Source organism: Luteibacter sp. P1_D3, from assembly GCF_056406135.1.
Map to the genome: position 1 here is coordinate 95,932 of NZ_JBFUAT010000013.1, position 14,588 is coordinate 110,519.

Annotated in this window: 14 protein-coding genes; 7 read left to right on the forward strand and 7 right to left on the reverse strand. The window is 55.0% G+C overall.

The annotated features are described in order from the left end of the window. The first annotated feature begins 6 nt into the window (after positions 1-6). Together AC1DYM_RS10845 and AC1DYM_RS10850 are read left to right on the forward strand one after the other, a co-directional pair. A complete protein-coding gene (locus AC1DYM_RS10845) occupies positions 7-1,569 on the forward strand; it encodes an AAA family ATPase (RefSeq protein ID WP_477338145.1) in 1,563 nt (520 codons plus the stop codon). After that, complete coding sequence (locus tag AC1DYM_RS10850) at positions 1,566-2,426, forward strand: HNH endonuclease (RefSeq protein WP_477338147.1); 861 nt, start codon at positions 1,566-1,568, stop codon at positions 2,424-2,426. The genes AC1DYM_RS10845 and AC1DYM_RS10850 overlap by 4 nt, the downstream gene beginning before the upstream one ends. 147 nt (positions 2,427-2,573) lie before the next feature. Here AC1DYM_RS10850 and AC1DYM_RS10855 read toward each other — a convergent pair whose 3' ends face one another. Further along, positions 2,574-4,382, reverse strand: a complete 1,809-nt coding sequence (locus AC1DYM_RS10855) for a hypothetical protein (RefSeq protein WP_477338149.1) — start codon at positions 4,380-4,382, stop codon at positions 2,574-2,576. Positions 4,383-4,686: 304 nt separating this feature from the next. On the opposite strand from AC1DYM_RS10855, the gene AC1DYM_RS10860 reads away from it, so the two are divergent. The 3 genes from AC1DYM_RS10860 to AC1DYM_RS10870 are packed head-to-tail and all read left to right on the forward strand — an operon-like array spanning position 4,687 to position 7,512. Further along, positions 4,687-5,148, forward strand: a complete 462-nt coding sequence (locus AC1DYM_RS10860; RefSeq protein ID WP_477338151.1) for a DUF6932 family protein — start codon at positions 4,687-4,689, stop codon at positions 5,146-5,148. Then, positions 5,145-6,416 (forward strand): helix-turn-helix domain-containing protein, encoded by a 1,272-nt coding sequence (locus AC1DYM_RS10865; protein WP_477338153.1) that lies wholly within the window; start codon positions 5,145-5,147, stop codon positions 6,414-6,416. The genes AC1DYM_RS10860 and AC1DYM_RS10865 overlap by 4 nt, the downstream gene beginning before the upstream one ends. A gap of 7 nt (positions 6,417-6,423) precedes the next feature. Next, complete coding sequence (locus AC1DYM_RS10870; RefSeq protein ID WP_477338155.1) at positions 6,424-7,512, forward strand: beta family protein; 1,089 nt, start codon at positions 6,424-6,426, stop codon at positions 7,510-7,512. Here AC1DYM_RS10870 and AC1DYM_RS10875 read toward each other — a convergent pair. Continuing rightward, positions 7,436-8,056, reverse strand: a complete 621-nt coding sequence (locus AC1DYM_RS10875) for a sce7726 family protein (RefSeq protein ID WP_477338157.1) — start codon at positions 8,054-8,056, stop codon at positions 7,436-7,438. The two genes, AC1DYM_RS10870 and AC1DYM_RS10875, sit on opposite strands and share 77 nt — an antisense overlap. Positions 8,057-8,210: 154 nt before the next feature. Here AC1DYM_RS10875 and AC1DYM_RS10880 point away from each other — a divergent pair, with 154 nt between their 5' ends. Beyond that, positions 8,211-8,777 (forward strand): recombinase family protein, encoded by a 567-nt coding sequence (locus AC1DYM_RS10880; RefSeq protein ID WP_477338159.1) that lies wholly within the window; start codon positions 8,211-8,213, stop codon positions 8,775-8,777. Positions 8,778-8,796: 19 nt separating this feature from the next. Here AC1DYM_RS10880 and AC1DYM_RS10885 read toward each other — a convergent pair whose 3' ends face one another. The 3 genes from AC1DYM_RS10885 to AC1DYM_RS10895 all read right to left on the reverse strand — a co-directional run bounded on the left by AC1DYM_RS10885 (position 8,797) and on the right by AC1DYM_RS10895 (position 12,506). Next, positions 8,797-9,159 (reverse strand): nucleotide pyrophosphohydrolase, encoded by a 363-nt coding sequence (locus tag AC1DYM_RS10885; RefSeq protein ID WP_477338161.1) that lies wholly within the window; start codon positions 9,157-9,159, stop codon positions 8,797-8,799. After that, positions 9,152-10,492: an MrcB family domain-containing protein gene (locus AC1DYM_RS10890; RefSeq protein WP_477338162.1), complete on the reverse strand. Its 1,341-nt coding sequence runs from the start codon at positions 10,490-10,492 to the stop codon at positions 9,152-9,154. Before AC1DYM_RS10890 ends, AC1DYM_RS10885 begins: the two co-directional genes overlap by 8 nt. Positions 10,493-11,855: 1,363 nt before the next feature. Continuing rightward, complete coding sequence (locus AC1DYM_RS10895) at positions 11,856-12,506, reverse strand: hypothetical protein (protein WP_477338164.1); 651 nt, start codon at positions 12,504-12,506, stop codon at positions 11,856-11,858. A 286-nt stretch (positions 12,507-12,792) separates the two neighbouring features. On the opposite strand from AC1DYM_RS10895, the gene AC1DYM_RS10900 reads away from it, so the two are divergent. Next, positions 12,793-13,101 carry a helix-turn-helix domain-containing protein gene (locus AC1DYM_RS10900; protein ID WP_477338165.1) on the forward strand — a complete coding sequence of 103 codons (309 nt, stop codon included), beginning with the start codon at positions 12,793-12,795 and terminating at the stop codon, positions 13,099-13,101. A gap of 321 nt (positions 13,102-13,422) precedes the next feature. On the opposite strand, the gene AC1DYM_RS10905 is transcribed toward AC1DYM_RS10900, so the two are convergent. Continuing rightward, positions 13,423-13,986 carry a hypothetical protein gene (locus tag AC1DYM_RS10905; RefSeq protein ID WP_477338167.1) on the reverse strand — a complete coding sequence of 188 codons (564 nt, stop codon included), beginning with the start codon at positions 13,984-13,986 and terminating at the stop codon, positions 13,423-13,425. Positions 13,987-14,308: 322 nt separating this feature from the next. Continuing rightward, a partial coding sequence (locus AC1DYM_RS10910; protein WP_477338169.1) for a helix-turn-helix transcriptional regulator occupies positions 14,309-14,588 on the reverse strand: 280 nt, incomplete at its 5' end.

Consider the following 14,588-nt stretch of genomic DNA (forward strand, 5'->3'; position numbering starts at 1 on the left):
GGGGAAATGTTCTTTGTCGTAACCAGCGTGCGTGATCTGCCACAACGAGCCGCGTCGGCGGTTTATCTTGTCGTCGACTATTGGGACGACTGGTTTAGCTACCGAACAATGTTCACCATGGTTGTCTTTGACGTCAATGGCGTGCGTCATCAGCCCGGCTCGGTAAAAATCGGCGAGGCAGGCATCATTCCCTCGCCGGGTGGCGCAGCACCGACCCCCGGCATGCGCAGCCCTACGCTTCCGGACAGGTTCGAGTCGTTGCAGCCCGGTAGATTTTTCTCTCTTGGGCAAGACGAGAATTACTACGAGACCCTCAATAACCTTGACCCTGACTTTAAGCGTCGGCTTTTGGTCGGACTGCAAGACTGCGCTTACGATCTCGCTGTGTTAGATCAGCATGCTGCTGAAGGCGTAATGCGTACCTCGATACTCAGAGCTATAAACGAATCCAATGTTCGGAATCGTTGGCATCGACTTGCGCACGGCGATGCTGTCCTCACCCCGTTCGAATTTGATTATCAGCTGCCTGATAGGCGCTTAGAGGGCGTCGGTCCGCCACCTGTTCTCCAATTTGTTGTCACGCCTGAATCTGAGCCTCCGACGAATGTTCATGTGTTAGTGGGGCGCAATGGGGTGGGGAAGACTAGTTGTATGCAGAGCATGGTCAACACCATTCTCAATATTGATCAGGAGGGAGTCCCCCGAGGTACGATCCGTTTGGCGGGGGAGAATCAAGGTCAGTGGTGGTTCGCGGGGCTTGTTTCGGTTTCGTTTAGTGTATTCGATGACTATGTCCCTCCCGATCCAGCGGTATTGCGAGCGAAGGCTGCGTTCGTGGGCCTTCGAAACGTTACTACGCTTGGAGGCCAGCGCCTGAGTCAGGTCAAGTCTCCCTTAGAGCTCGCCGACGATTTTGTGACAAGTATTGGGCTCTGTCGCACAGGGCCACGAAAAGATAGATGGGAGCGTGCTATCGCTACCCTGTCCGCAGATCCTCTGTTTGCAGAAGCCGATGTGGGCCAGATTCTTGGTACAAACGACGAGGAGTGGCGGGACATCGCTAAGCGCCTGTTTCGACGGTTGAGCTCAGGCCACGCGATTGTTCTATTAACCACGACCAGGTTAGTAGAACTTGTGGAAGAGCGTACGCTCGTAATCATCGACGAGCCGGAGGGCCACCTTCATCCCCCACTTCTGTCAGCCTTTGTGCGAGCGGTGTCTGACCTTCTCGTATCTCGCAACGGGGTCGCCATTATTGCGACTCACTCACCGGTCGTCCTTCAGGAAGTACCGCGGTCTTGTGTCTGGAAGCTCAGGCGGGCTGGTGCGGAATCCGCTGCCGAGAGACCCGAGATTGAAACGTTTGGAGAAAACGTGGGTGTGCTGACGCGCGAGGTGTTCGGTTTCGAGGTGACGAATGCGGGCTTTCACCAACTGCTTCGTCAGGCGGCAGCGACGCCGGGTTCCTCATATGAAGCGATTGTCGAAAGGTTTGGCAATCAACTTGGTGCGGAGAGTCGAGCTCTTGTGCGGAATCTTGTCGCACTTCGAAACGCAGGTGGGCAATGAAAAGGCTCCCTTTGCCGCGTGCAGATGTGAAGAAGGCCTTGGAGCTTTGCCTTGAGACTGTGCGTGACGAGCGGCTTCACGCAGCACTCTCTGAGGCGGAGCACGTATTGGTTGACGTCGAGGCGTCATACTTTGGGGCTGCCGGGCGGGGCGAACTATTTCTCACTGATTCGGCTGAGGACGTCGGCGGCCTAGTTACGACAAAAGAAATGGAAGCTCTTTATAAGGGCAACTTTTCGAGACAGAGATCGAAGGCTCGGCACATTTACGACGCGATCAAGCTCGCGCCTGCACACGGCATCTGTCCCCTTTGTGGGCATCGTGTAGTAGCGACGCTGGATCATTACCTGCCAAAGTCGGCCTACCCCAGCCTTGCCATCACGCCGGCAAATCTCGTCCCCGCGTGTTCAGATTGCAACAAGCTGAAGCTGGCACATGAGGCGGACTGTGCAGAGGACCAGTCCCTTCATCCGTATTTTGACGCGCTACCAGCAGGGGTGTGGTTGCATGCCGCAATCCTAAACACATCTCCACCGGGGATAGTCTTCAGTGCGCTTGCTCCTAGGGAATGGCGCGAGTTAGACGGTCGCCGTGTCGTTCGTCACTTTGAGATGTTCAGGCTCGCTGAGCTCTATGGTTCGCAGGCCTCTTCCGAATTGGTGGACATCTCTTTCGGTCTTGCGGAGATCGCCCGTCTGCTAGGTGCCGCAGGTTTGCGCGAACATTTACAGCAGCAACAAAGGTCCCGCGTCGCACATGATCCGAATTCTTGGAAGTCAGCGTTGTACCGAGCCCTTGCCGAATCAGATTGGTTCCATGCGGAAGGCTACCGGTTAATCCGGAATCCGGCAGAATGAGGAGAGGTCGGCCAATAGGCTGGTCACTCGAAAGCCGATGCGTCGCGAGGCTCTACTAATGCACGACGGTAGTGAGCACAAGAGACCTAGGTTCGAGAACTTCCATGGTAGTGAGTATCCGACGAGGGCCAGTTCCGCCGCAGGTCCTCAATGCGTTCCCATGCATTTCGCGATGCGCTTGACTTCTACATAAAGAAACAGCATGTCATCGTTCGTTACTCGCCTCGAATGCATTGCGGCGAGGCGTACTGGACGAAGTCGACTGAACGATTCCCTTACGCTTTCAGTTCTTTCGAAAAAGGGGGCGAAAATCTGGGACCAGTTGTCTCTTCTTGTGATGATCCCTTCGTAGTCCGTAAAGTCGGCGTACTCGATCAGTGGAGCTCGCAATAATCCAGATTTTTCTGCTCGTTCCATCTTTTCCGTCCATAGGTCGAGCAGTCCTTTTGGGAGGCGATGTCTCGTCCAGTCGCTGCCGAAAGCTGCCGTCATTTTCCCGTCGATGAATTGGCGAAGCAGCCGTTCGAGGGCGATTAGATGACGGCAAGCCTGCGTAGAACGGTCGAGCTCTTCGAGCTCAGTTGAATTCAGCGGGATGGCCTCGCCAAAGGCGCTGTCTAACTGAATTACTCCACTTTGAAGGCCCGACCCCTCTGTGAGGGCGTCGAACGCCTCGTCGGAAAAGTTCGTGAGGTCTTTGTCGAGACCTCGATCGAGATAAAGATTAGTGCGAGCTTCTTGATCCTGAAGGGCTGCTTCGTCCGCCGCATCGGCGTCGCGCCAATCACCCAATTCGCCTCTTAGAAGGCGTTCTGTCCTCTGACCGTATGGTGGAAAGATGTCCAGTGCCGATGAGAGCCGGTGTACGTCGAGCACCCCGCGTATCGCGGACGATCCACCGATGATATCCAGTGATGGAAGGCTCATGCGCTCCATCGTGGCGCTAACGCTGTCGAGGAGGTATCCCTTTAAACGGAGCTCGCCGAAGCGGGAACTGTGATCTGCTTTATATGCATCGAAGGCGCTCCGAATGTCCTTGGCTTGTGGTAGGTCGAATCCAGACCTCACGTCCACAAGTTGTGCAAGTGAGCGTCGAATTGTGCTAAACGCGGAGTACGACGGCGTATTAAGTACAAATTCCTTCGGTTTGTACTGCTCCGATACAAGCTGGCTCAGCTTCATAAAGGCCGAGCCGTCAGCACCTGCTTCAAACATCTTTGCAGTGACGCTCGATGCAGCTCTGGTCTGAGCCATGTCGTATTGAGATTTCGCCGAGATCAATGTCGGAAAAATGGTCGCTGGACTTCTAGAAACCAAGCTCAACGCGCTCATCGCATTCTCGGCGCCAGTGTTCCAGAGCTTTTTAGCTAGCCCGTTCCGGATCGTAGCCGCCCCGAGTCCGCTTTCCGTGTCAATGGTAAGGCCAAGGGCACCGATAGTCGGCAGTGTGGGAAGGGCGTATATCGATTTGGTCAACGCGTCTATCTTGGGAAGATTCCCGATGCTGCTCCCAGACACGAGAGATTGCAGAATCGAGCCGGTCGCGAATGCGCTCTTTTCCATCGGCTCAAGCAGCTTGACGTGCTGAAACTTCGGGATGGTGAAAGAATGCATATCTTCTGCGAGCTTGTTCGCGAGCGTGCCGAAGGAAGAAAGTTTGGTGGTGCGATCAATTGCAGCCAGCATGTCACTCAACCTCCCTGACGCTAGCTGCTTCTCGGCGTTGGCAAAGGCAAGTGACGGAAGGTCCGCCGTCAGCTTGGAGACCGCGTTGATCGTGTTCAGCTGCGACAGCACGTTTGCATGCTTTTGTGATGGAGGGGTGCCGTCCAACTCGTGGGTGTGACGCGCAATCGTCCGCGCAGCAGACGGGGACTGTGCGGGCTGCGCAGGCTCCTCAACCATCGGGTCGGCCGCCGACGGCTCGGCTGGCTTGTTTGCGGTCTCGTCGCTCATTATCGCTCTCAGGTGTTCCTTCCTTCGGTGATTCTAGTTGGTTAGCGAGATCGGCCACCTGAAACGCATCCCTTTTGATATCCCTCTCTTCGCCGAGCGTACCTGAGGCGGTAAATCCCTCTTATCTGTTCTCGGCACTGATAAGCGGCGATGTACCTCACGAGCGAGCGCCGGAACGTCGAGGTGCCATGCCGGGCCCTCCGCCGTCGAACTTGGGAGCGGCTTAAGGGCGTCGCTGGTGACCGTTTGGCCTGTAGCCCTTCGCGAGCTGGACAATCGACCAACACAACGATATTGTTGGGTCATGATACCTGCGCTAATCGACCTCGGCCCGCCTTGCCCGTGGGCAGTCCTGCCACCCGGCATTCACATTGCGACCATGCATGAGGTACGGCAAGCGTTTGCCACGACTCCCCACAGGACGAAGCTTTTCGAGGGCCTACAGCGTGCCATTGCCGCCCTTGAATTGGCCGGATGTAGCGACCTTTATCTGGATGGCAGCTATGTGACGGCAAAGCCCCACCCCGGGGACTTCGACGGCTGCTGGCCAGTCGTAGGTGTCGACCCGGCGAGACTCGATCCTGTGCTGCTGGATTTCGAGGGGACGAGGGAGGCTCAAAAGGCGAAGTACGGCGGGGAGCTTTTTCCCATCGGCTTTCCGGGTGCGTTCGACTTTCTGAACTTCTTCCAAGCGGAGAAATCATCGGGAATGCCCAAGGGAATTATCCGCGTAAAGCTGACGCCTAAAGTGGGGGTCAACATATGATCACTAACGACAAGCAATACAAAACTACTAAGAAAATAATCGATCAGCTGACGGAAACGCTGCGGGACGACAAGTGCGAAAGCGCCGGAATTCACCCGGTATTTGTCTCTGCGCATCGTAAGGCTATGGAGAGCCAGCTAAAGGAGCTGCTGGACAGCGTCAGCGAGTACGACGAACTGAAGTCGGGGAACGTAACTTCGTTTGAGGCAGGTTCGCTCAGAGATCTTCCGCGTCTTCTCATCGCTGCGCGCATCGCACGCAATATGACTCAAAAGGAACTGGCTTCGTTTATCGGCGTCCACGAGCAGCAGATACAGCGCTATGAGGCAGAAAACTACAGGTCTGCAAGCTTGGAGCGGTTGGTTGAAGTTTCCGATGCTCTGAGCGTGAAAATAATCGAACGAGCCCAATTCATCGGCTTCGAAGAGGCCGCAGCCAATGAGTTGGACAACTTCAACTCATATCCGATTTCGGAAATGTTCAAGCGCGGATATTTTGAGGACTTTGCAGGGACCGCGTCGCAGGCGCGCAAGGCTGCTAGTACTTTAGTCCCAGCTTTTTTCCGTGCCGCCAATAGGGGATTCGCATCGACAGCGCTGCACCGTCGATCACTTCGTGCAAAGGGCCCGGTTCAAGAGTTCGCCCTCGCTGCATGGGAGGCGCGAGTAGTTATCAAGGCCGAGAAAACCCCTCCGGTTGCGCCATTTCGTGCAGAGGCAATTCGGCCCAGCTGGCTAAAAGGATTGGTCTCAAAGAGTTCTCTTGCAGATGGGGTCGCTCTCACCGAAGAATACTTAAGTGAGGCTGGGATCGCCCTCGTCGTCGAACCCCACCTACCCGGAACGCTGTTAGATGGTGCCGCGCTTTTAACCGACAGCGGAATCTACGTGGTTGCGCTAACGCTGAGGCACGATCGGCTCGACAATTTCTGGTTCACGTTACTCCATGAGATAGCGCACCTAGTTCTACACGTTAAAAGAGATCAGCTTACATCGGTCTTTGACAATAACGATGTCGTTGCTTCGACGGATATCGAATACGAGGCAGATGCGTTTGCTTTAGACGCAGCGATAGAGCCTAGCGTCTGGTCGGCTCTGGTCTCAAGGTTTACTCGCACTGAGCGGGCGGTAGTGAACGATGCCTCTAAKCTCGGGATTAGCCCAGCGATCATTGCAGGACGCATCCGGCGTGAGGCAAATGACTACACCCTCCTAAGCGGGTTGGTTGGATCAGGACAGGTTAGGAAGTTCTTCGACAAGCAGGAGTGAGATCGTCATGTCTGGAATGCCAAGCTATCTTTACGTGCCAATCCTTAAATGGAGGCAGGGTGAGTACCAAGCTCTGCTCAGAATGCAAAACGAGCTAAAGCATCGCATGCTTCCGTTGCTTGAGCTTTGCCCTCCTGAGTACGATTTCGAGGCGAAGAAGCTAAAAAAAACTATAGACGAGCAGCTTTCCACTTTTGCGAAGCGACTGAAGGCAAAGTGGGGCGAGCGTCTTGCCTATGTCGACGGATTCCACCTCGATGCAAGCGACAGGATGAGCGATGGACGTCATCCGTTGACTTATATCTTTGACGAAGTAAGACATCTAGGTGGGCATATTATTCCAGTGACTGGACTTGATCGCGACGAGGCGTATCAGGATGCAGTGCGAGCAGCCGCAATGGCTGACGGGTCAGGTATCTGTCTGCGAGTCAGTCTTGACGAGTTGGCGGATGATTCGTTTGAAGATCGCGTCAACGTGCTGCTTCTGTCGTTGCACGCGTTGCTGGTCAACGTCGATATCGTGGTGGATCTTAGAGCAGCTAACTTCGAACCGGTCTCTGCGCTGGCTTTGCTTCTTGCGACGTTGATCCAGAGCTCTGCACCACTGGCAACAGCTCGAATGGTCGTCCTTGCGGGCACGGCATTCCCCTCCTCAATGGGGACGATAAAAACGCGCACTAAGGAACTTGCTCGGTCCGAATGGCTGGTCTACAAGGCGTTGTTGAATGCTTTGCCAGTAGGTGCGCGGCGACCACTATTCGGTGACTACGCGATCGCAGGTCCAGAACGGGTGTCGCTCGACATGCGGACTGTCAAGCCAGCTGCAAGTGTCCGATACGCATCCCACGACATTTGGTTTGTTGTCAAAGGGTCGAATGTTCGTGATAACGGATTTGAGCAATTTCGAGAGCTTTGCAAGGACGTTGAAAAGTCGAGCTTCTACCTCGACAAGGACTTCTCGAAGGGCAGCGAGTACGTACACGACTGTGCTGCCGGCACCGCTTCGACAGGTAATCTGACTACATGGAGGTGGGTAGGGACAAATCACCACATGACAAAAGTGCTGGAGGATCTCTCCAGTTTTGCCGTCCTTTAAGGGTCGAACGTACCAATCTTGCCACTGCACGTTTCGATAGAATGGCGCTCAGCTCGGCGTAAAGTTCCTTGCGAGACAGTCGCGCAGGAAGGTCGTCCTTACTGAGTTCTGCTAAGAGCGACATCGCTTCCGATCGCCAGAGTAGTGCCAATACAGCGGAGGTATCAACGTCGGGGTTCGCGCGCTCGGGACGAAGACGCCTGAACTGCACGCCGGATTTCGATGCGCTAGCAGTCACGACGCCCCACCACGGTGGGAGTAATTTCATTGCTCCGTCAACGTGACGATCCGTTGTAACGATGCTTGCGCGGTCGACAACCTTGCCATAGGCCTCGACCTGCCTTGGCAGTCGAGTGAGCGTATCGGCTTCGGCTTTAAGTTCAAGCCCTCGAATGTGCCCGTTGATCACTGCGATATCGACTCGTGCCGCCCCATGCAGAACGCCGAGTTCGTCGATGACCAAGGTGTCGGCTGATCGCCACGCATGGCCAAGCAGGCGCTGGTGCACCGCCTGACGAAGTTCAAAATCGCGTAGTACGCTCATAGCCGATGGATGCTAACGGGTGCTCCTCTTCGCCGGCAAGCTCGCTGATCCCCTCCTTGCGCGTCATCACAATGTATACCTATCGAGGAGCCAGCAATGGCCTATCAAATCTCCTATCAAAACGTTATTATCACAATATCTAGGAGATTCGATAATGAGCGAAGTCGTTGGTTACGCGAGAGTCAGTACGGTGGGGCAGTCGCTCGACGTCCAATTGGACAAACTTCGTGCCTACGGTTGCACGCGTGTATTTTCGGAAAAGCGCTCTGGACGGCAGTCCGAAGGACGGCCGGAACTTCAAGCCTGCCTCCAATTCGTTCGAGACGGAGACACACTAGTCATCTCTCGCCTCGATCGCATGGCCCGCTCGGTGCTCGATCTGGCGAAAATGGCCGACCTGTTGCGTCAGAAGGGTGTCGTCTTGAAGGTGCTGGACCAGTCGATCGACACGAGTACTCCCGAGGGGAAGCTGATGTTCTCCCTACTAGCCAGCTTCGCCGAGTTCGAGAATGATATTCGAGCTGAACGACAGGCGGACGGCATCGCCAAGGCTAAGGAGAAAGGGATTTCCTTTGGCAGAAAGCGAGCCTTGACCCCTGAGCAGTGCATGCGAATTAGGACGCTTCGCGAAGAGGAGAAGTTCTCCGTTCCGCAACTCGCGGAGCGTTTCAATGTAGGTCCAGCTACGATTTATCGGGCTCTTAGCACGAGCGATGTTTGAATTCTGATGGAAGCATGGGCTAGTAATCGGTGTACTTGCGGGCGCTTCCTCTAACCAAGTCCGCCGGATACTTCACCCTGTTGAGTTCGAGCTTCGCTTTCACGGCGTCCCCCAGCTCGATGCCGAGCTTGTCAGCGAGTCGGATCAGATAGATCAAGACGTCAGCCGCCTCTTGCCGAACCTGAAGAAGCTGCAAATCAGTGAGTTCGTCAGTGCCTCCTGTCGCAACCCACTGGAACGGCTCCAGAAGCTCTCCCGCCTCGACGATCAGCGACAAAGCAAGATTCTTTGGAGTATGAAATTGATCCCAGTCCCGCTCGGCGACAAACGCCCGTACTAAGTCGCGTAAGTGTTCTAGCTCGCCCGACGTGGCGCTAGCCATGGAAGTGCTCTCGTTTAAATCTATCGAGGTCATCGATAAGTCCGGATCTATGCACCATCCGGTGACAGTTGGAGCACAACATGGCGAAATCCCGTAACGGATCAAACTCAGCCTTCATCCCTTTTATTGAAGCTATAGGGCGTAGATGATGCGCCTCGATGTAGCCAGCTCCAAGGGGACCATATCGCTCACCAAAGTCAACATCACAGATTTCGCATCTGTTTGACTTCGCCTGCTTTACGAGCTTAACAAGCTTCGCGTTACGCTCGATCCGCTTGTGGAGCCGAAACTTTGTACCGTCCTCAAGCATCGTTAGCGGCGGCAAGTCGCCCTCTTCATCCAAAGCGCTATCTGCGGCGATCTCTGCCTCAATCAAAGCGCGGTATAGCAAGACAATTCGCGCAAGATCCAGCCTCACAGTTGCATCGTCTGGCATCGATTGGACTGGATAGTACACGGCACAAATGTTCCCAGCTTCATAAAACGCCGTGTCGTTACTTGGTGCGCTCGGTGCTAGATCGATGACGAGCTTCAGGTCGTCCGATACTCGCGGCCCAAGCATTGCGCGGAAGTTCAGCGCCCTTGCTGCAAGCGCAGTTTTGGCGTCTGCCTTGTAGTGCTTCTTGGCCTCCGTCATTCCCTGATTCAAGCTCAGATATACGCCGGTCATATCTTCCTTGAATAAGTAGCAAACGTAGTAGCCGGTCTGCGCGCTAGTGGTGACAAGTGGGTCGAATATGCCTACCCAAGGTCCTCTGGCCCAATTGCCTATTCCGGCACTCCCCTTTACCTCAAGGTTCGAAGCATGATCTTTCAGCACGCTTACCACCCGACCGGCAACCGGGCCGCGTATGAAGTCGGCGAGCACATGCTTAGAAAACGGTTCTTTTACGGCAGACAGGTATCTGCGAAGAACCTCGCTCAAGGCGCCGGATAGAGAGGGATCGATTTCGTCGGAATGGCTTGTCTGACTGCTGCCGCTTTCCACAATGGTCGCGAGCGCCGGACCGCTTACATTGCTCGGAGCAGGCGGAGCGTAGCCCGCGTCGCTAAGGCGCTTCTTTGCCCGACCGATCAAGATTGGATCAAACTCCGCCGCCCAGCCATTCTCCAAAATCAACGCTTCAACCGTAAGGTTGAGCTTGCCGAGCATTTGAAGCTGAACGAATCCGTCCGAAATTCCCGGCGCCGCCAGTAGCTTGGCGGCAGTCGCAAAGCCGCCGTCGGCATTCAGCATTTGAAGAAACTTCTTCGGGGAATAACCTAGGCGTTTACACTCCGCCGCCGCTGTGGTCAGCATCTGGGTGAGGCGTTCATTCTCCGATGGCGACATCTTTCCCCTCCTATGGCGACTATCAATTATGAGCCAAGCCAGCCCCGACGTCTTAGCGTGAATTCAAGCGCGGCGCCGACCCCGGCAGATGGGCATTTTTGCGCCAAGTCGAGCGTGGCAGTAAACAACTAATTCTGCGACCACTTTCATGGGCGGAGCGATTTCTTCCCGGTCGGCTCAGCAAATTTGGCTTTTACGATTTCAGCTCTCCCGGCCGTCAGCTTGCACGAAGGCGCTGGGCCCATCGCCGATCCCCTGAACGCACCGCAGGTTGTTCCGGCGACCGCACCCGACGCATATGAAGTAGCAGCCGAAGTCATCGACGTTTACTTCCACCATGCTGTGCAGCACCGGGAGGCTACATCGAACGCAGGTCCAATACCCGGCAGGAATCAAGTCGGCCATGGCCCATGGTGCGCTCGATGAGTAGGCGTCGCAACATCCCGACTTGCAGCCCCGCGGCACTAGGGCTGCTTTGCGCCGCCGCAGTAGCCATCCGGGCCACCGATATCCCCGCCGGTCGATGCCCACCTGCTATCGACGGCTATACCGGGCTGTGAGAGAGAGCCAAAAAAGGCAAGTCAAAAATGGCCAAACTTGTAATGCGGGTAGGGTCTGCACCTGCACCTGCACCTGCACCTGCAACTGAGCTGAGGGTGGAAAAGACCAGCAAAGCCACACAACAGCATGCATGWATACGCATATTCATATGCCGAACTCAGAGACAAGGTTGTTCTTTCGAAAATCGGGAAGCACGGATGACAATTGACTTGGCGATCCTAGATCACCGGTCTCAGAGCACACGGCTACGCTGGACGTCTCGGGAACATAGAGCCGTATGACCCGCTCCTCGCCGCCACGCATCATCGGCCCATACAAGGCTAGGACGTTCTGCGGGCTATCTATTAGCCGATCGCTGTCATCGAATCCTGCGCAGCTTGCAACGCTCACGTCCCGCATCTGGTTGGACGTGTTCTTGATGACACAACGGAACCCGGCTCCCCCGACGAAGGTTCCCTCGTACTCGCAACTGATGAACCGTGCCACCCCGAGAGAGACCATTTTGCTCGGCCCTGCGTGATGAAAAAGCTGCCCAACCGGGCCGGCATCTCCCTTCACGATAAGGATGCCCCATGAAACGACGCCGAGGGCCATGATGACAGTGATGATGGTGAGCCCAATTTTGCGACGCCTCGGGCTGACTTGAGGGCTAGTCGGATGGTTTGTCATTCCCTGCCTTAATATAAGGTCATACGCTGCATGCGCATATACGGATGTGCCGCTGCATGGTTGCGCCCAGCATCGCTGACGGCGAGGCATACGAGGCTACACATAGGACATCAAGCGATTCGTACTGTGAGTTCTAGAGCCCGGTAAGGCGTATATCGCAGCCGCTGTGGTCGTTTCCGGGCCACCCCATGATCAGGTCCCCGACGATGACCTTTTTATCTGTGTCGACGACCTGACTCGCCATCGCCTCGGCGTCCTGCTCGCTTAGGTTTGGCCTGACCGCACGGGCCATCCAGCTGCAAACCTTCTTGATGTTCTCCACGCCGACCAACCATTGCTGCGTGTTCGAATAGTTGTACGAAGCTTTTTCCACCCGAAACCCGATACTGTCTGTGTGGGGCCCTGCAAGATGCATAATCACGTAGTGCTCGTTCCGGCTGAAGGTGCTAGCAGCCAGGTCTTGGATCTTGAGCGAATCGATGGCAAGTGCGTTATAGCGCTTTGCGAATGTCTTAGGGTCAGGCATGGCGCCATCGTCATCTGCTGGCTGCGCCTGAGCAGCTTCTGCGGATGATCCATCTGTGGAGCCCTTGGAGCACGCAACGAGACCAAATGCTGAAGCACCCGCCAGCATCGCGACGAAGACTGTCCGGAAGAAATCAGATCGTCGTTCGGCAAGACGGCCAAAATCGGAGCCCCATGGAAGTCGAGAAATTTGAGGCTTCAAGTCTCCACAACAGGCCGGGCTAACCTTCCCATCGAACTGCAAAATCTTCGCGTCCACTGCCAGCGCCCTCATCCGTAGATCACTACAGGTGTCTGTGCCCTGCACCTCGGACAGAAAAATACGCCCGCTTGGAGCGTTGTGTGTGGCTGGAGCTCTGAACGGTGGTATCCGGGCTCTGTGTAGCCGCATGGGCCGCACTGCTTGGTCCAGTCAACGGACCGTCCGACCTGTCGTAGAACGATTCCCCCTGAGGCTCCCGCCATCTGATTGCTTCCAGTGAGTAGTTCCGCCAGAGGATATGCCGCCAGAGGTAATGGCGGCAACAGTTTCCTAGTGTTCGCGCATGGCTATCAACGACACCACGGCTCCGAGCGGACAATCAGACAAGAGGAGGCGGGGAGTTCCGTCCGACCTCCTCGTGGCAGTCGGGGGTAGGATTCGGGCTGTGCGAAAGGCGAAGGGCGTGAGTCAGGATCGACTTGCGTATAGCATTCCGCTGGATCGCGCCCACATCGGAATGATCGAGAACGGCAAGCGTGCCGCGACAATTCCGACGTTGGTCAAGCTGGCGATTGCCCTCGATTGCGACGTTGGAGCTTTTTTCCCTCCGGTGCGAGAGCTGGCTGCACTGGTGGATGATCTCGAAGAGTAGACCGCAGTGACGACCTCCATTTAGCAAAGCATCTCCTCGATGCAACGGCTAGCTCGATATCAGCATTGCTGAAGCTGTTTTGGAGTTAAGAGATAGCCCCGTGATAGCTTTCTGATCTCGGTGGATTCTTCTCTACAATCGGCAACATAAGGCTCGCGATCGCTTCAAAAGCGCCGCGAAGGGACCGCCTATATAACGGATTTCTTATCGCGGCCGCTGGCTTCCTCTCGTGCAGTGGCCCATTCACACCGCCTCCGGGCTACCACCACAACGGCCCCTCAAAAAACACCGCATCAGCGACCCTTGCTTGAGCGTGCCCTGTCATATCAGGCCGGGTCCGCGGAGAACTTTGACGTTGTCATGCCACGACCAGTCCGGTCTCCAAGACTGCTTCGACAGGTAGTCGCACAGGCCCAGCTGGTCATGCACCGGGCGGACATCTAATCCCTTGCCGCTGACTAACCGGGTATTGCCACTTACTTTCAAATTCTGCGATGCATGAAAAAGCCAGGACGATATCGCCATCGAGGCTAAGAGGTCGTTCCGCGGCAAGCAATCGTGGTCTTCTATCAGCGTATGWACATGCCAGCTCTCACCACCAAATTTCCCGGCATGAATGAAGGCTCGTTCGACGACTGCGATGCCAGTGAATGAAGCGCGACCGAATTTTTTTCTACGCCGACCCATAACCTGCCTGTGTACTCTTCTCCAGAGAAACGAGCTGTGATCAATTGCGGACTCAAGAGATATGACTTTCTGGAACGTGATAGTTGCAAATAGCCGATAACTCCCTGTTTGGTCTAAATCCGATGCGACTTTTCTCACCCCTGTCCCTACGTATTTACCTTTGCTGAAATAACTTTGTTTCTGATCGATAACGTACATTCTGTTCCTTTGATTGATAGATTCTTCATATCTTTCTTCCACACTCTCAATCTGATCCGGCCAAAGGCCGTTCAGGGGTGATCGTTAGACGTTCACGGATGAAATCGAGCTAGTATTACCATATGCTCGATGGGATATTTATGATCGAGATGTTGCTGGTGTGCAACTGAAATGCATTCGAGTCAATCAATATTGCAAGCAATTATTGGTTGACGCTGCCCGGACCAGCTCGGCCGCAACGTTCGGTGTTTCCATTAGATATCCAATTCATACCTTGCAATGATGGCAAGAAAAGTATTGGACGTATACTTTGATTAGTGCGTTAGGGTGACGGAGCACGCGCAGCCTCGCGTTTGACTTTGAAAGCAGCCTCCCATCGCTCCGTGAAGCTGCTGCTCTTGCTTCGTGAAGCGGAACAACGACCCAAAATCCAAGTATCCAATTCGTCCTCCCTCCATGCCACGCTACGCTCTGTCAACTTGATCTGAGACGGGAAGTCGCCGGAAGCGATCATCTTGTAAATCTGCGCTCGCGATAGTGAGACTTTCTCCATCACGCGCCCGATCTTAATAAGTTTGGTTTGCTGGTAACTGGTCTGCATG